Source organism: Flavobacterium sp. GNP011 (assembly GCF_056428925.1).
On sequence record NZ_JBWJVJ010000011.1, the window covers coordinates 1 to 22644 of the forward strand.

14 protein-coding genes are annotated in these 22644 nt (G+C 33.4%); 6 read left to right on the forward strand and 8 right to left on the reverse strand.

Translation table 11 applies throughout. From position 1 onward, the window contains the following. Positions 1–98: 98 nt before the first annotated feature. The 3 genes from AC061E_RS10430 to AC061E_RS10440 form a co-directional block, all read right to left on the reverse strand. Positions 99–518: a nucleoside-diphosphate kinase gene (locus AC061E_RS10430; RefSeq protein WP_072941331.1), complete on the reverse strand. Its 420-nt coding sequence runs from the start codon at positions 516–518 to the stop codon at positions 99–101. 87 nt (positions 519–605) lie between these two features. Next, entirely contained in the window at positions 606–2195 is a 1590-nt protein-coding gene (bshC, locus tag AC061E_RS10435) for a bacillithiol biosynthesis cysteine-adding enzyme BshC (RefSeq protein WP_478286193.1), read from the reverse strand. A gap of 623 nt (positions 2196–2818) precedes the next feature. After that, positions 2819–10033, reverse strand: coding sequence for a T9SS type B sorting domain-containing protein (locus AC061E_RS10440; protein ID WP_478286194.1), 7215 nt, complete (start codon positions 10031–10033; stop codon positions 2819–2821). Positions 10034–10211: 178 nt separating this feature from the next. Here AC061E_RS10440 and AC061E_RS10445 point away from each other — a divergent pair, with 178 nt between their 5' ends. From AC061E_RS10445 to AC061E_RS10460, 4 genes are all read left to right on the forward strand, one after another. Then, positions 10212–12410 (forward strand): B12-binding domain-containing radical SAM protein, encoded by a 2199-nt coding sequence (locus tag AC061E_RS10445; protein ID WP_478286195.1) that lies wholly within the window; start codon positions 10212–10214, stop codon positions 12408–12410. Between the two features lie 102 nt (positions 12411–12512). Then, on the forward strand, positions 12513–12998 hold the full coding sequence (locus AC061E_RS10450; protein WP_478286196.1) for an acyl-CoA carboxylase biotin carboxyl carrier protein subunit: 486 nt from the start codon (positions 12513–12515) through the stop codon (positions 12996–12998). A 104-nt stretch (positions 12999–13102) separates the two neighbouring features. Further along, positions 13103–14542 (forward strand): acetyl-CoA carboxylase biotin carboxylase subunit, encoded by a 1440-nt coding sequence (gene accC / locus AC061E_RS10455; RefSeq protein ID WP_478286197.1) that lies wholly within the window; start codon positions 13103–13105, stop codon positions 14540–14542. A gap of 107 nt (positions 14543–14649) precedes the next feature. Then, positions 14650–16191, forward strand: coding sequence for an acyl-CoA carboxylase subunit beta (locus AC061E_RS10460; RefSeq protein ID WP_478286198.1), 1542 nt, complete (start codon positions 14650–14652; stop codon positions 16189–16191). Positions 16192–16593: 402 nt separating this feature from the next. Here AC061E_RS10460 and AC061E_RS10465 read toward each other — a convergent pair whose 3' ends face one another. Further along, a complete protein-coding gene (locus AC061E_RS10465; protein ID WP_478286199.1) occupies positions 16594–17280 on the reverse strand; it encodes a response regulator transcription factor in 687 nt (228 codons plus the stop codon). Then, positions 17281–18540, reverse strand: a complete 1260-nt coding sequence (locus tag AC061E_RS10470; protein ID WP_478286200.1) for a sensor histidine kinase — start codon at positions 18538–18540, stop codon at positions 17281–17283. 144 nt (positions 18541–18684) lie between these two features. Between AC061E_RS10470 and AC061E_RS10475 the strand changes: the two genes are divergently transcribed. Then, positions 18685–19113, forward strand: coding sequence for a DUF1573 domain-containing protein (locus AC061E_RS10475; protein WP_478286201.1), 429 nt, complete (start codon positions 18685–18687; stop codon positions 19111–19113). A gap of 386 nt (positions 19114–19499) precedes the next feature. On the opposite strand, the gene AC061E_RS10480 is transcribed toward AC061E_RS10475, so the two are convergent. Both AC061E_RS10480 and AC061E_RS10485 read right to left on the reverse strand, forming a co-directional pair. Beyond that, positions 19500–19979, reverse strand: coding sequence for a hypothetical protein (locus AC061E_RS10480; protein ID WP_478286202.1), 480 nt, complete (start codon positions 19977–19979; stop codon positions 19500–19502). Between the two features lie 34 nt (positions 19980–20013). Next, a complete protein-coding gene (locus tag AC061E_RS10485; protein ID WP_478286203.1) occupies positions 20014–20334 on the reverse strand; it encodes a hypothetical protein in 321 nt (106 codons plus the stop codon). Between the two features lie 526 nt (positions 20335–20860). Between AC061E_RS10485 and AC061E_RS10490 the strand changes: the two genes are divergently transcribed. Beyond that, positions 20861–21910, forward strand: coding sequence for an outer membrane beta-barrel protein (locus AC061E_RS10490; RefSeq protein ID WP_478286204.1), 1050 nt, complete (start codon positions 20861–20863; stop codon positions 21908–21910). Between the two features lie 84 nt (positions 21911–21994). On the opposite strand, the gene AC061E_RS10495 is transcribed toward AC061E_RS10490, so the two are convergent. After that, positions 21995–22644 (reverse strand): N-acetylmuramoyl-L-alanine amidase (locus AC061E_RS10495; RefSeq protein ID WP_478286205.1); only part of this gene is annotated, 650 nt, incomplete at its 5' end.

The following is a 22644-nucleotide window of genomic DNA, read 5'->3' on the forward strand; positions in this document are numbered from 1 at the left end:
TTTTTTTTTTTTTTTTTTTTTTTTTTTTTTTTTTTTTTTTTTTTTTTTTTATTTTCTGTTTTTATATGTCACTGTTAACTGTGACTGAAAACTGAATACTAGAATTGCTCTCTTCCAGCAAAATGGAAAGCACCTTCAATAGCTGCATTTTCATCGCTATCAGAACCGTGAACTGCATTTTCTCCAATAGAAGTTGCGTATGCTTTACGGATAGTTCCTTCAGCAGCTTCAGCTGGGTTTGTAGCACCAATTAAAGTTCTGAAATCTTCAACTGCATTGTCTTTTTCTAAGATAGCAGCAACGATTGGTCCTCTTGACATGAATTCAACTAATTCACCGTAAAAAGGTCTTGCAGCGTGAACAGCATAAAATGCTTGAGCATCAGCAACAGTAAGTTGTGTTAATTTTAAAGAAACGATTTTGAAACCTGCATTAGTAATCATAGCAAGGATGTTTCCGATGTGTCCATTAGCAACAGCATCAGGCTTGATCATTGTAAAAGTTCTATTTGTAGCCATTTGTTTGTATTTTTAAATTTTGTGCAAAACTAGTATTTTTTTATTGAATATTTTTAGATTTTTTACATCCAAATTGTAATTAATGTATTAAAGTACTACTACATCAAATGTAATGTCCAATGGTTTTAGCATTTGAATCAATTGCGGAATTAAATTTTCACCATATTCAAGGTAAAATTCTGAAAAATTGTTTTGACGTTCCTGTAAACTTTGATTTGGGAAAAGTTCGTTTTGTAAATCAGTAATGCGCTGTAAAACATCACTCAAAGTTCTTTTTTGAGCTTTTAGTAAACGTTTTTCTAGGTTTTCTAATCCTTTTATTTGTTTGGCCTCCTGAGCTTTTAGGGCTCCCATAAAAGATTGATCGGTTTTTGTGGCACGTTGATGAAGTGAATCAAATTGTTGTTTTAATTGGTCTTTTAAATCTTTTAAATCAATTTGAATCTCTGATAATTCTTTGGTTTTATCGTTTCTTAAGTCTTTTTGTTTTGAAAACAAGTCGGACCAACTCAAGTTTAATTGATCTGCTTTTTTAGCTTGTTTTTCAGTTGCTAATAAAACAGAATTCCTTAGCAAAAGCATTGGAAAAGTAATTTTTGCAGCAGCAAAAAAAGATTTGAGTTCTAACCAATAGGCAATTTCTCCGCCTCCGCCTATATAGCAAAGATTTGGTAAAATTACTTCTTGATATAAGGGTCTCATAATCACATTTGGACTGAATTTTTCTGGATGGTTTTCTATAAGGGATAGAATTTCTGTTTCAGAAAACTCTAGTTTAGTGTGGTTTATTTTGTATCTATCGTTTTCAAAGATGATGCGTTCCCGGATGTTATCTTCAATATAAAACAGATTTATTTCTCTAGGATTCACCTGAATGGTGTACTCTTTTAATTTTTCAGCAGTTTCGAGCACTAATTTATGAGAAGTTTGCTGCAGTAATTCTTCTTTGATGTAAGGAATAAAGCTGCGCTTTAAGTCAGCATTATCGGCATCCATAATTACTAAGCCATAATTCCCAAATAGGGCATTGGCTAAAAACCGAGTGCCATCAGCAAGATTGTCGTGTTTGAGATAGGAATCTTCAAATAAATTTTTAAGTGTATTGGCATTTATACCGGAACCTAATTCGAGTGCATATACTTCAAGGAAATCGGCCAAACCTTCAGTAGATAATCGGCCAACAGGTCCAGTGCTTTCTTTGTTCCAACGGAATTTTTTGCCTTTAAAATTAAAATAATTGATTTCTTCAAAATCATGATCCTCAGTGGCCATCCAGTAAATGGGAACAAAATTATAGGAAGGATATTTCGACTTTAATTCTGTTGTTAAATTAATTGTCGAAATGATTTTATACAAAAAATACAAGGGTCCGCTGAATAAATTCAGTTGATGCCCAGTTGTGATAGTGAATGTATTTGAATTATTTAAAGATTCAATATTTTGTTTGGTCAAAACAGAAGTTTCAACTTTTAAATATTGTCTTTGTAAAGTAGAAACTAAAATGGATCTGTTGCTATTGTCGAAATTATTTTGCTTTTCAAGAATTTGCTCTTCAAAGTTTTCAAGATTTGGAAATCTATTGTACAAAGCATCTAAATTGTTTTTTTGATCTAAATAATCGTTCATCAAAGTAGAGAAATATCCGGAATTTTGATAGCTGATACAGTCGGTTGGCATAATTTAATTTTATATGTTGCTAAAATACCACTTATTATTGGAATTTTTTATTTGTTACTTTCGAAAAATAGTTCCACTTTTTCTAATGATATTAACGTTTTCACAAAGGATATGACTTATTAAACAATATGAAATAACGTAAAACATTTACTTTTTGGGAGTTTGATAGGAATTACAATAGAGTTTTTTGATTTTTATATTTTTTCAAGAGCAACTATTTTGGTGTTTCTACAGTTGTTTTTTTGAGTTTGGATGCGACACGGGCAAAGTTACAATCGTTAGCTACTGTTTCTATTGTTTTTTTATCACGTCATCTAGGTTCAGTGTTTCTTGGAAATTTTGGTTATAAATTTTGGCATAAATTTACTTGCGGACCTTTACGAACCTTTCTTTCTGAACTTTTTCGACTTAATTGCGTATACTGTTACCTCATTAACCTTTAATTTAGCAAGTATTTTAGGTGTGGCATTTGTACCTATGATTGCAATTTGTCTGTTAAATACCTCCAGTTTAACTTATGTATGCTTTACTTTACCGCTTCTGTAGCCATTTCTTTACCGGAATTTTTAATCATTAAGAAAGACAAACAGCAGTTTTAATGTTTTATACTTTTAAATATCTTTCTATCGTTTTAGGGTGAAATGAGCCCTAGACATTGTACCATTTAGTCGTGTAACTTGAAACCAATAATCTGAAGAAGGAAGTACTTGACCATTGTATGTCCCATTCCAAACCTGATTTTGATTTAAAATCGTAATTAATTTTCCATATCGATCAAATATGTGAATGCTTGTATGAGGTTTTAAAAAAACAAAATCTATTGTCCAAGTATCATTAAATCCATCATTATTTGGAGTGAAAAATTTAGGATAAGGCAGTTCATCAACGAGGTTGATACAGTCAGCATTTATTGCTTCTAGTATAACTATTTTTACTGGTACTCTTGAGCTTTCACAGCTATTAATGGTTTGTGAAGCATAATATGTCATTCCATTTTCAAGTAGGGTTGACTCTGATAACATGCTCATTATTGAAGAATCTTTAAACCATTTTATGTTTGTTCCAACTATATCAATATCGTTAATTTTGACATTTCTTTGAATGCAGAAACTTTGAGTTGATTGAGCAACCGGAGGTTGTGTATCTTGAATTTTTGCAGTTATTCGCAATGGTTCACTTTCACAACCATTTATCGTTTGCGTGACATAATAAGTTTGATCATTTTCTAAAATAGTAGTTCCTGAGAGAAGATCATCAGCGTTTAAGTTGCTGTACCATTTTATGTTAGAACCAGAAATTGTAACACTAGAAATTTGTGCATTTTCATATAAGCAAAACTGCTGTGTGGTATTTGCTGTAGGTTTTGCAGTTTCATTTATTCGAATTGAAATGGCTACACGGTCACTTTCACAACCAATGGTTTGTGTTGCGTAGTACATTTTATTAGAAATTAATTTTGTTGTGTTCGGTAAAACAATTGTAGAAAGATTTGTTTCGTACCATTGTATATTTTGACCTGTTATAAGAATATTATTTAATGTTGGATTGTCTTTTTGGCAATAGGTTTGAATTGTACTTGCCGATGGAGCTGCTGGTGTATTGACTATCGATACTGCTATTTTCATGCGCTCGCTCTCGCAATTGTTGATGGTTTGACTTGCAAAGTATATTTGGCCATTAACAAGGTTGGTGTTTTGTGGTAAAAGTACTCCTCCCGAAATACTATTGTACCACTTTATTGAGGCACCATCGATTTGAATGTTTGCCAATGTTGGGTTTTGACTGGAGCAAAAAGTCTGACTTGTATTTGCTGCTGGAGTTGGAGTATTTTGGATGTTTATTAAAATAGGTATTCTTTCGCTTTCGCAATTATTTATAGTTTGTGAGGCATAGTATGTAGTTCCGTTTTGTAATGGAGCTGTACTTGATAAAAGAATTCCATTAGTCAAAGCATCATACCATTTGATGTTTTGACCGATAATTGAAATATCATTTAATCTTCCGTTTTGTTGTATGCAGAATGTTTGAGGAGTGCTTGTTATAGGCTTAATGGTAAAACTAGTAAAGGCAGTAATTGTTACGGGAGTTGCGTCAGAGATACAACCATTCGAATTCTTCACTTTGATAAAGTAAACACTTGGATTTAGACTTGAATTTGTTGCATTTTTTATCCAAGTAAACCCATTGTCAAAACTGTAATCTGCAGCACTGTCTAAAATTGTGATTGTTCCTTTAGCATTGTTACAATCAGGTTGAATTATGGTGTAAATTGGATTTTTAGGATAATCTGTTGGAGCATTTATTTTTACAGATAATGAAGAAGATTCACAACCAGTATTATTTTTTACTCGAATGTAATACGTGCCAACCGCTAAATTTCCAAGTATCGCATTTGAAGTATAACTTGCACCATTATCAAAACTATATTGGTATGCCGTACTTGTTATCGAAATTATACCAAATGGATTACTACAGCTTTCTGGTTGAGAAATAGCTACAGTTGGAATTGATGGTGCGTTGGGTGGTGGATTAATGGTTGCATTATAAGCGATTGAAGGGCAGCCATTTGTGTATTTTACTCGAATTAAGTGATTTCCAGGTAGTAAATTAGTTGTATTGCTAGTTTGCCAAGAAGTACCATCATCAAAACTATATAAATTTGCGATTGTTGAGATCGTAGCCGTTCCTTTTGATGATGTGCAATCCAAAGGGTCTGTAACTACAACTTGTGGAGCTGAAGGAATAATGGGTACTGGATTAATTGTCACTGGTGTACTTAGCGAAATACAACCAGAATTGCTAGTAATAATTATATTGTAGGTACCTGGTGATAAATTAGATTTTATATTTGATGCACCAAATGTTAAACCATTGTCAAAACTGTATAAATCGCCGATTGACTCGATAGTTATTGATCCTTTGGTAGTTATACAATTAGGTTGAAGGACACTAAAAGCAGGTGCAGGTAGAAGGGTCACTGGTAAAATATTGACTGAAGTAGCGTCAGAAATACAACCTGCTAAATTTTTGATTTTAATATTATAAGTTCCGGGAGAAAGATCCGTTTTTGTATTAGCAAATACGTATGTTAATCCATTATCAAAACTATACGTTGCGGCATTTGTTGTAATTGTGATGGAACCTTTTCGACTAATACAATTTGGTTGCGTTAACGAATAAGTTGGAGCAGCAATTGTTGTACCTGAACTCAAATTTACGACTGAAGTTGCTGATTCACAACTATAAGAATTGTTTTTGATTTTAATAAAATAGGTTCCAGCCCCTACATTTATTTTTGTGGGGTTTGTCGTCCAGCTGTTTCCGTCATTAAAACTATAACTTAAGGCAGAATTTGTTATCGTAATACTGCCATCAGTCGCTCCGCAAGATGATGGCTGAACAATTTGAACAAGAGGTGCTGACGGAATACTTGGGCCTGTGCCTATATATGCATATGCAGCACTTGATTCACAACCTGATGTATTTTTTGTAATGATATAATAGGAACCACTTGCAACATCTTTTTTTATAGAATTTGTGCTCCAAGTTATACCATTGTCAAAACTAAATTGGTCAGCTACTGTATTAACAATAATTGTTCCTAGTGGAGAATTACATGTTGGTTGTAAGCTAGTTATATTAGGGGTTGGTGACAAATATTTAGAAATATAATAATATTGTGATTTTGACAAACATCCTAATGAGTTTTTAATAATAATTTCATAAGATGATTGAGGTGGGTTAAGTAAAATAGGATTATTGCTCCAGGTTTTTCCGCCATCAAAACTATACGAATCTGCTGCAGTGGTAATCGTTATACTTCCGCCATTCCCGCAGCTAGGTTGAATAATTTTTACATTTGGATACGACAAATAAAAAGGGGTAATATTTAGATAGATTTGCCTTGATTTGCAGCCAGTAGCATTTTTAATGACGACACTATAAGATCCAGAAGTAAGTCCAGATATGCTAGGTTTAGTTGTCCATGTTGTTCCTCCGTCAAAACTATAAGAATCTGCAACTGTTGCGATTGTAATGCTTCCGGTCACCCCACAAGTTGGCTGAATTAGAGTGAAATCAGGGTAGGGTAGATAATATTCATTCAGATAAATCCCGGTATTATATGGATTAGAAGTGCATCCCAAAGTATTTTTTATAACAGGATAATATGATTTTGGAATAAGATTATCAAAAAGTGGATTTGAACTCCATGTTGTTCCTCCGTCAATACTATACTCAGATGAAGTTGTTGTAAACGTGATACTGCCACCCTTTCCGCAAGTAGGTTGTGTATATGAATAAGTGGGGCTAGGAAGGTTAAAGGGTTCTATGTATACTGGATTGTAATCCGAAATACATCCTTGTGCATTTTTTATTGCAGGATAATAGTTTTGTGATGTTAGATTCGTAAAGATTGGATTTTTAACCCAATTATAGCCATCGATACTATAAAAGTCACCTGCCGTAGTAATCGTAATTGATCCTTTTGTTCCGCAAACAGGCTGTGTCAATGTATATTTTGGTTTTGCTAGCATTGTTCCGTTCAATTCAACATAAATAATTTTTGAGACGCAGTTTGCTTTTTTGACGACTAAACCATAATATCCAGTACTTAAATTCGTAAAAATATTATTTGTACTCCAATTTGAGCCATAATCAATACTGTAGTAATCGGCAGAGGTATTAAATACGATACTTCCTATATTTCCGCAACTTGGATTAGTGTAACTATAGTCAGGTTCTGGAAGGTTTGGCTCATAAATAATTGGACTAATCACGTTTGATTTACATCCAATATTATTTTTTGTAACAATGCTATAATATCCGTAATTTGTTAAATTTGAAAGAGAATTCGTCGTTGCCCACGTAGCGCCTCCATCGAAGCTATAAAAATCGGCAACACTATTTATCGTGATACTACCAGTAGTCGTACAAGTTGGTTGAACAACGGTATAGGTTGGATTTCCTAAATTTGGATCACTCAGGAACGCACCAATTCCTGAAGATTTACAACCAATATTATTTTTTACAAGTATAGTGTAGTATCCTGGCGGTAGTGATTGACTATTAAAGGTAGTCCAAGTTACACCATTGTCAAAACTATAATAATCAGATAATGTATGTACTGTTAATTTTCCGTTGGTACCACATGCTGGTTGTTCTATACTTATAAATGGTGACAGTAAGTAAGGTTCGTATAAATTAACATATTGAGAAGCACTCACACATCCAGCACTATTCTTTACTTTTATAAGGTAGGTTCCAAATGGTAAATTTGAGATGTTATTTTTAGTCCAAGTTAAACCATCATCAAAACTATAGAAATCAGCAACAGTTGATATAATAATGTTTCCATTACTACCACAAATAGGTTGATCTACATTATATTCTGGATAAAGTGATTTATAATCATTTAAATAAATATAGTTATAATTAGATGTACAACCCAGGTTGTTTTTGATTCCAATTGAATAGTTTCCCGGAGCTAGGCCATCTAAATGATTGTTAGTGACCCATGTTACGCCTCCATCAAAGGTATAGAAGTCTGAAACTGTCGAGATTGTTATGCTACCTTTTTCCGTGCAAGCAGGATTGGTATACGTAAATGCAGGAGTTTCTAGTGATATACTACTTAAGACAATATTGTTTGCTAAAGATATACAGCCTTGACCGTCTTTTATCCGGATTTTGTAATTACCTGGACCAAGGTTTGAAGCTGTTGCATAATTTACCCATGTAATTCCATCATCAAAACTGTAAAAAGTTGACGGCGTAGTAATTGTTATACTCCCAAAATCTCCGCAAAAACGAGGGTTGTTATAAGTGTAATTTGGGTATAAAGTAGGAGCTGCTGAAATAGTGACGGTTTGAGCATATGATACGCATCCATTCAAAGTTTTAATTTTAACTAAATATGTACCTGGGTATATATTACTTTTAGTATCGTTAGTACTCCAAGTCATTCCATTATCAAAACTATATTGTGTTGCATTTGATGTAACTTTTATGCTTCCTGTTGAAGATAAGCATGATGGTTGCGTAACTTGCAATGTTGGTAAGAGTGCAATTTGACTAGGTTCTATAGTTACATTTGCAGTACTAGTACATCCAAAATTGTCTGTAACCTTTACTGAATACGTGCCAATTGAAGTAACTGTTATATTTTGTAATGTCTCTCCTGTACTCCATAGATATGAAGATCCTGGTGAAGCTTTTAAAATTGTACTCCCTGAGCAGACATTTAAAACACCAGTAATATTAGCGGTAGGATTATTAACTTCTAAGGTAGTGGAGATTATTTTAAAGCAACTAGCATTTTTGTTTACTCTTACAAAAATTGAAGTGCTGGACGTTTTATAACTTGTGAAATTTGTAATTGCATTCAAATTTGTTTCAGCATCAGTATAATTTTTGAAATAACTAAAACTCAAGCCAACCGTGGGTGATACAGTTAAAGCGTTAAGTTGTGATAAATCAAAATTTTCACTACCATCATTATTAGTATCACATTGGGTAAGTTTTGCCGTCTGAACATTTATGTCACAATTTGTGGTGCAGTTTAAAAAAGAGATATCCCAACCCGCATTTGCATCCGGATCTACAGCAGATTTAAATGTAGTCCCTGAACAAGTTGATCCCGTTATGTCATAGTCTACTTGTACGCCTATATTATAATTCGCATTTATTGTGTTTGGAAAATCAGTGGCTTTTAAAATGAAACAAAATTTTTTATTAAAAGTATCAAGACTTGATGTTGCAGATGTGTTAAAAACAGATACTGCATTACTGTTGTAGACATTTAAAGTAATTTTTTTAACGGTTGAAGAGATTCCTCCAGAATTTGGAAGTGTGTAATCGCCACATACCGTTATTGGTAATGTCGAACATACCTTATTTTGAGGCTCTAACTCTACAGAACCTTGCAAATTTTCGGGAGATCTTAATTGACAAATATCGTCAACATACATATACCCAAAATGTCCACCAAGTCCGCATCTAGAGGCCATAAATTCTAAAGTAAATTCTTCGTTATTAGGTATGGCAGAAATGTCTAAATATCCAGATTGCCAATTTGCAGTGTATAAAGTGACATAAGAAGAAACTTGGCTTGGAGCTTTTGTGAAAATGCAGTTTTTTTCGTCTCCAACTAAACAAAATTCATTTACTACAATTCCGTTTTTATTTATTATACGAGCCTTAACAAAAGCTTGATTATCAGTGTGGCTATTGTCATAAACACTCTGAAGTACTGCTTTGTAATTAAACTTTAGATAATTTTCATTGTTTGTCTTATATCTTTTGCCTTGTACAATTGAGCCGTAAGTAGATGAGTTTTCATAATTAATTTTCAAGGCATATTGGTCAAATGCTTTAATATCTCCTAGATAGGAATCAACTAAATTTGCTGCAACTCCAGTGGCCATAATCTCCATTTCATTAGGGTTGTAGCTGTTAATGGGTGTTATCGCGGTATTGCTGATTGACCTGCATTGAGTTGGTCCAGGAGGGTCACCTATGGCATAATTAAAATTCTTAATGTAGTTATTGCCATTTGCTGTTTCGTTTTGCTCAAAGCCACCATTAGTACACATTTCAACTGCTTGCAGTGAAGCCGCTGCTCTAGATTTTAAATCTGTTTTGTATATATTTTGGTTTTCTTTTTTTCTCTTCAATTCACGATTTGATAAAAAGGCTTTTTGCTCATCCAGATTTTGGATTAAATGACCGTGGCTATCCTCCAATAACGTTTGATGATTTGAATTTTGTTTTTTTTCCTGTGAGCAAACAAGTAGACAATAAAGTAATGTTGTAATCAGCAGTAAAGTTTTAATTTTCATTGGGGGATTTTTATCTACGCAAATATAAAAATATTAATTTTTTTATTGTTAAAAATACTACTTTTAACTAGACTTAGTTCATTCTATGATTTCTTTTACTTTTTTTGTTTCTTAAATCGTTTTTTAGTATTGCTTAAAAAACAATAATTATCCCTTATTTTTGCACAAAACAATTCTTTTGAAAACCCAACTCTTCCTCATCACGCCACCCTTTACCCAACTGAATACACCTTATCCAGCAACAGCTTATATCAAAGGGTTTTTGAATACGAAAGGTATTGAATCTGTGCAGGCCGATTTAGGGATTGAAGTGATTTTGAAATTATTTTCGAAAGATGGATTACAAAGGTTGTTTCAGGTAGGAAGTCAAAAGTTTAAAGCTGGAGAGATCTCAGATAATTCTAAGCGAATTTATGCTTTGCAAGAAGAATATCTTAAAACAATTAACCCTGTTATTGCTTTTTTACAAGGAAAAAATCCAACATTAGCTCTTCAAATTTGTCAAGAAGATTTTCTGCCAGAGGCGTCACGATTTACACAGTTAGAGGAACTCGATTGGGCTTTTGGAACAATGGGAACGCAGGATAAAGCCAAACATTTAGCCACCCTGTATCTGGAAGATATTTCGGATTTTATCGTGGAATGTGTTGATGCTAATTTTGGCTTCAGTCGCTATGCGGAACGGTTGGGTCGAAGTGCGAGTTCATTTGACGAGCTTTACGAAGCTTTACAAAGTGAGCCAACTTATATTGACGGAATATTACTTTCGATTCTAAAAGAGCGAATCGAAACTATAAAACCTACTTTATTCTTGATTTCGGTTCCGTTTCCAGGGAATTTATATGCAGCGTTTCGATCTGCGCAATGGGTGAAAAATAATTATCCCAACATTAAAATTTCGATGGGCGGCGGTTTTCCCAATACGGAATTACGTTCACTATCGGATGCGCGTGTTTTTGAATTCTTTGATTTTATTACTTTGGATGATGGAGAAATGCCAATTGACGAGTTAATTCATTCCATTGAAAACCCAAATTACAATACCTACAAACGAACTTTTTTATTAGATAACGGAAAAGTAGTTTATAAAAACAATTCTACAAAACCTGATTACAAGCAATCACAAGTAGGCACACCTGATTATTCAGATTTACTTTTGGATAAATACATTTCGGTTATTGAAATTGTGAATCCCATGCACCGTATGTGGAGTGATGGTCGCTGGAATAAACTTACCATGGCGCACGGATGTTATTGGGGAAAATGTACGTTTTGTGATATTTCATTAGATTATATCAAAATTTACGAACCCGTTGCTGCTAATCTATTATGTGATCGAATGGAGGAAATGATAGCCCAAACAGGGGAAACAGGTTTTCATTTCGTTGATGAAGCAGCTCCGCCAGCTTTAATGCGAGCCTTAGCTTTGGAAATCTTGCGCCGAAAATTAGCGGTCACTTGGTGGACTAATATTCGATTTGAAAAGAGTTTTACTGAGGATTTATGTTTGCTACTCAAAGCCTCTGGTTGTATTGCGGTATCTGGTGGTCTAGAAGTAGCCTCAGATCGATTATTAAAATTAATAGACAAAGGCGTAACGGTTGAACAAGTGGCTCGAGTAACCCGAAATTTCACCCAAGCTGGTGTCATGGTACACGCCTATTTAATGTATGGTTACCCCACTCAAACTATTCAGGAAACTATTGATAGCCTTGAAATGGTGCGTCAATTATTTGAAGTTGGTATTTTGCAATCGGGATTTTGGCATCAGTTTGCCATGACAGCACACAGTCCTGTAGGCTTGTACCCGGAGCAATTTGGAGTTAAAAAAAACACAGAAAGCATAGGGACATTTGCTAACAATGATATTGATTATACCGATGCTACTGGAATAAATCACGACAAGTTTAGTTTTGGACTTAAAAAATCACTTTATAATTACATGCACGGAATTTGTTTTGAATACGATCTTCAGGATTGGTTTGAATTTAAGATTCCAAAAACAAAAATTCAGTCAGACTTTATTGTTAATGCTATAGAAGATGAAGAAACTTTCAATATAAAACCAACTGCCAAAATTGTTTGGCTAGGAGGAAAGCCGTTGGTGGATCATTTTACTAAAACTAAGAAAGGAAATTCATGGGAAATGACTACACTTACTTTTCATGATAAAAAAGAGCCTTTTAGTATTCTTACCAATAAAAACGACGGTGAATGGTTGGTGAAAACTTTGGAAAAAATATCCGTTTTCAATGTTAAAAATTATACTTTTCAGGAATTAAAAGCAGATTTTGAACTAAGTCTGGAAGATTTTGAACTGTTTTGGTACTCAAAGCCTATTAAAACATTAAGAGAATATAAGTTGTTAGTACTTTAAGTTTTTTTCAATAAACTATATCTAATTAGCATAAAACTTTTATTTTTCGATTACGAAAACGTTTTCTTTTACTTATTTTTACAACACTAAAATAAGAAGCAAATGAGTATTGATTATAAAGTTACTGTAAACGACACTTTTCATTTTGATTTGGATAGCGAGCGCGTTGCAAAAGTTGATGCTGTAAGTATCGAAAAAAATAATTTTCATATTCTTCATGAAAATGTAGCCTTTAAAGCAGAAATCCTATCTGCTGATTTTCATCAAAAAAAATATACCGTTAAGGTAAACAGTAACAGGTATACTGTTGCAATTTCTAGCCCGCTGGATAGTTTGATAAAAGAAATGGGTTTTGAAACAGGACTTTCAAAACAAGTAAATTTTATCAAGGCGCCTATGCCTGGTTTGATTTTAGAAATCAATGTAGTTGTAGGGCAAACAGTGAAAGAAAATGACAACTTGATTATTCTGGGTGCCATGAAAATGGAAAATAGCTTTCTTTCACCACGCGAAGGTGTTATTAAAAGTATTTCTGTACAAACAGGTGATGCTGTAGATAAAGGTCAGTTGTTAATTGAATTTGAATAATAAAATACGGCTAGTTTGCAAATTGAAATTACAAGGTTGCATTACTCAATGCAATACATTTTAAGAGAGTAAAATTTGCGAATCTGCGGTTTAAAAGATATAAAATGAAAAAAATATTAGTTGCCAATAGAGGTGAAATTGCTATTCGAGTGATGAAAACCGCTCAAAAGATGGGGATTAAAACAGTGGCTGTTTTTTCTACAGTTGATAGAAATGCGCCACATGTGAAATTTGCTGACGAAGCGGTTTGTATAGGAGAAGCACCTTCGAGCGAGTCGTATTTGCTTGGAAATAAAATTATTGAAGTTGCCAAAAACCTAAATGTAGATGCTATTCATCCTGGATATGGATTTTTAAGTGAAAATGCTGATTTTGCCGAAGAGTGCGAAAAAAACAACATTATTTTTATTGGTCCAAAGTCTAGAGCCATTAAAATTATGGGAAGTAAACTAGCAGCCAAAGAGGCTGTAAAGCAATACAATATTCCTATGGTACCTGGTTTTGATGAGGCTATTACTGATGTTGAAAAAGCAAAGTTGATAGCAAAGGAGGTTGGTTTTCCAATTCTAATTAAAGCATCTGCTGGAGGCGGAGGAAAAGGAATGCGTGTGGTAGAAAGCGAAGCTGATTTTGAATCTCAAATGGATCGCGCTATCAGTGAAGCAATTGCCGCTTTTGGTGACGGATCTGTATTTATTGAGAAATACGTGGGCTCTCCTAGGCACATTGAAATTCAAGTAATGGCTGACAGTCATGGTAATGTGTTGTATTTGTTTGAAAGAGAATGTAGTATTCAACGCCGCCATCAAAAAGTAATTGAAGAGGCTCCTTCCTCAGTTTTAAGTCCTGAATTGCGACAAAAAATGGGTGAAGCTGCAGTATTAGTAGCAAAGTCTTGTGATTATCTAGGTGCAGGAACAGTCGAATTTTTATTGGATGAAAATAACAATTTTTATTTTCTCGAAATGAACACACGTTTGCAAGTGGAACACCCTGTGACCGAGATTATAACGGGAACAGATCTTGTAGAATTACAAATAAGAGTTGCAAGGGGCGAAGCATTAGCCATGAAACAAGAAGATCTTAAAATAAAGGGTCATGCCGTAGAGTTGCGTGTCTATGCCGAAGACCCTATGAATGATTTTCTTCCTAGTGTTGGTCATTTAGAGGTGTATCAATTGCCTGTTGGTGAAGGTGTTCGTGTGGATAATGGTTTTGAACAGGGTATGGATATTCCTATTTATTACGATCCAATGTTGGCTAAATTAATTGCTTTTGGTGAAACTCGTGAAGAAGCAATTCAAATTATGATCAAGGCTATTGAAAACTATCATGTTGAGGGTGTTCAAACGACCTTAGCTTTCGGAAAATTTGTTTTTGAACATGAGGCTTTTCGTTCTGGGAATTTTGATACTCATTTTGTTAAGAAATATTACAATGCTGAAGTTTTGAAACAACAAATGGAACAAGAAGCTGAAATTGCTGCTATGGTAGCTCTAAAGCACTATTTTGAAGACCAGAAAATCATACGCTTGTTGAATTAAACTATTTTTTATCCATTATTTAGAAATAGCTTAGTCAAGCCTTTTTTTTAATGAAACTCAATTATTCTGGGGTCTTTAATAAAATTAGCGTTTAAAAAAAGAAAAACATGAAAGACAAAATAAATATATTAAACGAAAAAATTGCCGAAGCTCATTTGGGTGGAGGTAAAAATAGAATTGCAAAACAACATTCTAACAAAAAGCTTACGGCAAGAGAGCGAATAGAGTATTTGCTGGATGAAAATTCTTTTGAAGAAATAGGAATGTTAGTGACACATCGTACCACTGATTTCGGAATGGAAAAAGAACAGTATTATGGGGATGGAGTTATTACAGGCTACGGAACCATTAATGAAAGATTAGTATATGTTTTTGCTCAAGATTTTACGGTTTTTGGAGGTTCATTGTCTGAAACTCATGCCGAAAAAATATGCAAAGTAATGGACATTGCTGTTAAAATGGGTGCGCCTATGATTGGTCTAAATGATTCAGGAGGTACGCGTATTCAAGAAGGAGTGAGATCATTAGGCGGATATGCCGATATTTTTTATAGAAATGTACAAGCCAGTGGTGTGATTCCTCAAATATCGGCCATTATGGGTCCTTGCGCAGGAGGAGCGGTATACTCGCCTGCCATGACCGACTTTACGATGATGGTTGAAGATACCAGTTACATGTTTGTTACAGGGCCTAATGTGGTTAAAACAGTGACAAATGAAACGGTAACTTCAGAGGAATTGGGTGGTGCAAGTTCACATTCAACTAAATCTGGTGTGGCTCATATTACATCAACAAATGATGTGGCGTGTTTAGATGATTTGAAACAATTATTAAGCTATTTGCCGCAGTGTAACAAAGAAAAAGCAGCTGATTTGCCTTATACACTTAATGACGAATATCGAGATAAATTGACTTCAATACTTCCTGATAATCCTAATAAACCGTATGATATGCACTCGGTTATAAGTGAAATCATTGATGAAGATTCCTTTTTTGAGATTCATAAAAATTATGCCGAAAATATAATTGTAGGATTTGCTAGGTTAGCGGGTCGCAGTATAGGTATTATTGCAAATCAACCTATGGTTCTTGCAGGATGTCTGGATGTGAATAGTTCTAAAAAAGCAGCGCGTTTTACTCGTTTTTGTGATGCATTTAATATTCCGCTTTTAGTACTTGTAGATGTGCCTGGATTTTTACCAGGAACTGATCAAGAGTGGAACGGAATTATAGTTCATGGTGCAAAATTACTATATGCATTAAGTGAAGCTACGGTCCCAAAAGTTACAGTTATTACCAGAAAAGCTTATGGAGGTGCCTATGACGTAATGAATTCTAAGCATATAGGAGCCGATATGAATTTTGCTTGGCCAACTGCCGAAATTGCTGTTATGGGAGCAAAAGGAGCTTCGGAAATTATTTTCAAAAAGGAAATCAATGAAGCTGAGAATCAAGAAGCTAAACTGTTAGAAAAAGAAGCAGAATACGCTGATTTATTTGCAAATCCATACACAGCTGCACAACGAGGTTTTATTGACGAAGTGATTCTTCCACAAGACACCAGACGCAAATTGATAAAATCATATAGCATGCTAGAAAACAAGGTAAGTGTTACGCCAGTACGAAAACACGGGAATATTCCTTTGTAGTTTTTTTTTAAGAATTGAAAAACCACCTGATTATTATTTAGGTGGTTTTTTTTGGACTTATACTTTCAAAGTTACTCTTTCAATTAATTGTGGCCTCTTTTTGATTTATTGACTTTCAGTTTTGCATTAGAAATTATCAGTTATATAGATTTTACCGTAGCGATTATTTGTTTTTCCAAAGAAATAACTGTTTTTCCAAAATATACTTGAAACAATTGTTGTTTTTAGAAAAGGAAAAGCTTTACCAGTATTTTTACTATAGCCCACGTTTTCAAACGTGTGCAACGTATTAATGTAGTTGTTTTTTAACTCTGGATGAATTATATCGCCTCCATCGGTTGAAACCGTTGGCTATAGTTTTGAGGAAAAGGAACTGTTGAAATTCTTCTTTTTTTATAGCTGTTACTCCGCTTTAAACCGAAACCCAATCCCGTGTAAATTCTCAATGGCAATTCCTTTTTCGTTTGCCAAAATTTTGCGCAGGCGGGAAATAAAAACATCGAGACTGCGTCCCATGAAATAATCATCGTCACCCCAAAGAGAGGTTAGGATTTGTTCCCGTTTTAAAACCACATTTTTATTGTCGAGGAATAATTTCAAGAGATCGGCTTCGCGCTGGGTGAGTGGTATTTTTTCGGTTTCATTAAAAAGGATGAAATTTTTGGTGTCAAATTGGTATTTTCCAATTTCATAGATCGATTTTTCAACCAAATTGTTTTTGCGAGAACGTCTTAGGAATATTTCAATTTTAAGGAGTAATTCTTCTATACTAAAAGGCTTCACGAGATAATCATCGGCACCCAATCGAAGCCCTTTAATGCGGTCTTCTTTTAAGGTTTTGGCCGACAGGAAAATAATGGGAACATCGACATCGAGTTTCCTGATTTCGGTGGCCAGTTCAAATCCATCCATTTTTGGCATCATAATATCTAGAATGCAAATGTCAAAACTTCCTTTTTTGAAGGCCTCAAAACCTGATTTTCCGTCTTCGCAATGCGTCACTTCATAGTGGTTTTGCTCCAAGTTGTCTTTGGTCAGGAATGCTAAGGTGGCATCGTCTTCGGTATACAATATTCGAACAGTACTCATTTAGTTTTTAGGAATTAATAGTGAAAAAGTACAGCCTTTTTTGGGATTGCATTTTACGGTTATTTTCCAGTGGTGGAGGTCGCATACTTTCTTGGCATAGTACAAACCCAATCCAAAACCGGTGACTTCATTGCTTTTTTGATTCGGAATTCTATAAAATTTGTCAAACACAAAAGGAATGTTTTTGGAATCAATTCCAATTCCGTTATCTGTAAAATCGAATTGTAGATACTTTCCAACTTTTGCAATAGTGATATAAATTTCGGGTTTGTTTTCGCTGTATTTTATCGCATTATCGAGCAAGTTGTACACCAAATTGGTAAAGTGAAATTCGTCCGCTTCACTGGTTACGGTTGCTAAATCGGTTTTAATTTCGATTTGGGATTCGGGATGTTTTAGGGTATTGTTTTCAATTACAGCTTCTAGAATTGGCAATACATTCAGTGTTTTTTTATCCAATACCAAAGGAGCATTATCCGATTTTGCAACGCTCAGAATTTTCTCGATATGCTGATTCAGCTTGTTGCTTTGGTCAATAATAATGTGCGTGTATTTTTCCAGTTTTTCATCTTGCAGAATTGGATTTTGTTTGCTCAAGTAATTGGATGCAATTAATATAGAAGAAAGTGGTGTTTTAAATTCGTGTGTCATATTATTGATAAAATCACGTTGCAAGTCAGAGTATTTCTTTTGTTGCAAAAGCGTAAAAATAGAATAGACATAAACCAGTAAAATGACAATTAAAGCAATCGAAAGCACAAACCAGAACCGTAAGGAACTGAACAAATAACTCGTTTCATTTGGAAACCGAATGGCAAAATAATAGACTAAATTTTTATGTTTGGGGAAACCTACAGAATGTTTGGTCTGTTTCTTTTCGGATAGCGAAATGTAGTTGCCATAGACCATTTCGTCGCTTTGGCAATTGTACATGGCATATTCAAAATCGGTGGTGATGTTCATTTTCTTGAACTCGGACATGAGATAGAACTCTAAAATTTCGGGTTCAAAATCATTATCAATATTCACAATATAATAATCATTGGAGATTTTCCGCACTGGATTTTTACCTGGAAGTTCTTGATTGGTTCCTTGATACAATTTTTTGGCAACTTCCAGTAAGGCAACATGTGCTCTTTGGCTGAATTTTTTTTCCTCAACACTGAAGGCTTCTTTCGTCCAAAGCAATTGTGCTACAAGGATTCCTATAATGGCGATTAACCCGATTAAGATGCTGCTATTGAGTTTGGTCAGTTTCATTATGTAATATTAATCAAAATTTGCCTGACTTTTTTCCATTAACAAGTCGTTAACAAAGATTGAATACCGCTTAACATGAGTATCTGTTTTTCTAATCTACTTTTGGATTGTTAAAAAAACAGTAACCAATAAAACTAATTTATTATGAAAATGATTAAAATTTCAATGTTGGCATTAACTCTAGGATTAATGTCATTTTCGGCCATCGAACCTGTAAAAGCAATAGTTTCAAAAGTAGCTATTGCAGCTTCTTCAATTGTATGGAAAAGCGAAAGCATAGATGTGGGTTCCATTCCTCAAAACACTCCAAAACCAATTGTTTTTGAATTCAAAAACACTGGAAAAACAGCTGCAATCATTACCAATGTGCAAGGTTCTTGCGGATGTACGGCAACAGATTATACCAAAACGCCAATTGCTCCAGGAAAATCAGGAACCGTTACAGCTACCTATAATGCGGCTAATCCAGGTGGATTTACAAAAACAGTATCGGTAACTACAAATGCTGAAACGACTGTAAAAGTTTTAACAATAAAAGGAACCGTTGTTGCGGCTACTGGAGTGAAAAGTTAATTTTTAAGATTAATTTTTAGAACTTTATCTTGAGCTATTAAAATAGATAACAAGTTGGATACTTATTAAAATTAAGTAGAAAGATTATGGTTTAGCAGCATCAATTTAGATATCAGATAGCTTGAAAGTTATTAATGATGAAAAAATAATAGTTGGGCAATGTTTATAAAATCATTATTCAAGTCTGATCCAAGAGTGTTTTTTTGGAGTATAAAAAATATTACTATGTAATTGAATTTATAATAATTACACTTTCTGAATTTATGAATAGTAAATCTATTATTATTGGTTAATCCATGTTAAGTGAAACAAAAAACACAATCAAGAATCTAAATTGAATGGACAATATAGCCTTGATTGTGTTTTGTTTTAAATGGGACTAAAAGCTAATAAGAATACATTTTTGCTTTCAAGTTTTTTGTTTCCTTAGAAACAATAACAATGAACGGGTATCCTTTTTCTGCTGCAAGCTGTTTTAATCTTCTTTCTACTTGATCTTGAAATTCTTTGTCAGTTTCTCCCTTGGTTTTACCAAGAAAACTACTCGTTATACCTACTTCTTTTAGGCCTTGTGTTTGATAAGGTTCTAAAATAATAACTTTATCATAATCTTTTTTACTTGAAATGATAATTTTGTTTGAAACCGTTTTGGAATCAGAATTTGATTTTTCTATCAATTGAGCAACTGCAAATTGACTGATAATTTTTTCCTCTTTATTTTCTTGACTATTGTAAAAAACTTGATCATTAGCCACTTTAATAAAATTAACATCAATTTTTTGACCGTCATGTTTTATGAGTTCATGAGTTTGAGCGTGAATAGTAACGCTTAATAAAAAGATACCAAGGACTATAATATTTTTCATTTTTTTATTTTTATTTAAATTGGTTAGAATTGCTTTATTTTTTTAATATTTTATTTATTTCAGGAGGAGGAGAAAGAATATCAACATTTTTTTCCTGAAAATGAAAAGTGTTTTGTACAATAGAATTTTTGGTGCTGACAATTTCAAAAAATAGTACAACAAAAAACTCTTTTGTTGTATGACAAAACCTCAAAAAGTAATCTTCAATCACAGATTCTTCCTGATTCTTTTCAATGTTTTCAATAGGGCTTTTTTGTTTTTCTCTTTTGTAAAATTCAGAAGAGTTGCCTAAGAATACATTTACGGAAATAATCCACATTAGAATAGAAAAAAAATAATCTACTGATTTTCTCATAAATTAAAATTACGAAAACAAGATTGTAATTATTTTAAAATTTTCTTAAAATAAATACGTGTTTGTAAAGCCAAATGTAAATACTTTGAATTTATTGTTTTTTATTTTTGGATAAAAATATTTTAAACCGACATACCCTATATTTTATAGGGTTCTTTTTGTTTTGTTTTTTTTTAAATAGTAAAAAATATAAAATATGAGTGTTTATTTTTAAAATAAGCCAAAATAAATAGGGGGTATTATAAAAATTAAAATTATTAAATAAAAATAATATTCAATTTTAAATGCTAAAAAATTAGTTAATCAAGCTGTTATTTTCATATTCATAATTCTTTCATTTTCAGAGTATAAATGTTAGTAATTCTCTTTTTTGTAATATAAAAGATATTAAATTCGTCCTCATAAAGTGGATTATGCAGGTGTTTTTATAAAATATATCCTTTGCCATATAAAGCTTTAATATGAGGTGTGAATTACCTTTTTTTTAATCTAATTTTTTTAAAATACTAACGAAAAACAACTAAACATGAAAAAACAAATTGCTACAATTGCCTTATTAGTTACCATGAGTAATGCCTTTGCTCAAGAATCAACAGCTGTACCTGCAACAACTTTTGCTGGATCTGCAGATGCATATTATAAATATGACTTTTCTGGCGTTGATAATAGCCTTACTAGTTTTACAAATTCTCACAACTCTTTTGAACTTGGAATGGCTTCTATTGAAGCGAGTCATAAGATGGGAAAAGCTTCTGTTTTTGTAGATTTAGGTTTTGGTAATAGAGCTTCACAGTTTACATACAATGATGAGGCAACTACATTTATGATTAAACAATTAAATTTTACCTATGAATTCACAGATAAGTTCAAAGTAACAGCAGGTAGTTTTGGTACTCACATAGGATATGAGCTGTTAGATGCTGTAGATAATAAAAATTACAGTATGTCGTATGCTTTTACCTATGGTCCTTTTTTCAACACTGGTATTAAAGCTCAATATACTTCGGGAAAAATAAGTTTCATGGCGGGTGTTACAAATCCAACTGATTTTAAGACTGCTTTGGAGGCAGGTTCTTCTCAAAAAACATTTATTGGACAGTTTGGCTATTTAGGAGATACGGGAAGTTTGTATTTGAATGCTACTTCGGGAAGTAGTAATCCGTCTACTGATGAAAATAAAACGCAGTTTGATATTGTAGGCACTAAAAAATTAAGTGACACTTTTTCTTTAGGTTTTAATGGTACTTATGCGCTTACAAATCATGATATGGATTCTAATCTAGATGGAAAGTGGTTTTCTCTTTTGGGTTATGCATCTATTGTCCTCAAAGAAAATTTGACTTTAGCTTATAGAGTTGAATATCTTGATGCTAAGGATGCCACTGCTGGATTAGGTTCACTTGCTGGCACTAGTGTTTTAGGAAATACATTGTCGTTAAATTTTAAATCGGGTAATTTAACGGTAATTCCAGAAATTCGTTTTGATAAAGCTTCCGAAGATATTTTTACAAATAGTGATGCAGCACCAAAGGGATTTACGGCATTTGCATTACTTGCTACTACGTATTCCTTTTAATTTTTTTTTTTTTTTTTCTGCCAATATCGTCAAGGTTTTGGCAGTTTTTTTATTGAATGCAATAATAATCCAATACTTTGTATCTTATTGCTTCTTGTAAATAGAGTAAATTGTGTTTTTAGTCAGCTCATCTATAATTCCGTTGACCTCATTTTGCATAAAATGAAGTTTAAAAGCGGTAACGGCTGCTGTTAAATTTTTGGTATCATACCCAATTATTCGCAATCCTAGTTCAGGGTTAAAATCAGCTGGTGCGGTAACTAAAAATTCGTCAGGCCAAACTCCAAAGCCCTTTTCGGCTAAAATTTTCCAAGGAAAAAAAATGCTAGGATCTTTTTTTCGAGTAGGAGCAATATCTGCATGCCCAATGATGTTTTGAGCAGGGATATTATGATCTTTTTTTAATTTAGTCAATAAAGCTAGTAAACTATTGATTTGCGGTTCTGTAAAAACTTCAGATCCATTATTGTCTAGTTCAATACCTATAGAGCTTGAATTTATATCGGTATTTTTACCCCATGAACCATTTCCTGCATGCCATGCTCTTAAATAATCATTAAGCATTTGAATTACTTTTCCATCTTCACCTACAACATAATGTGCGCTAACCTGTGTTGCTGTTTTTGTAAATGTTTTAATGGTTTGTTGTATAGAGTCTTGCGCAGTATGGTGAATAATGATAAAGTTAGGTTTTCTTAAATTAAATCGATTCGTGCTTGTCCGTGGTACTCGGC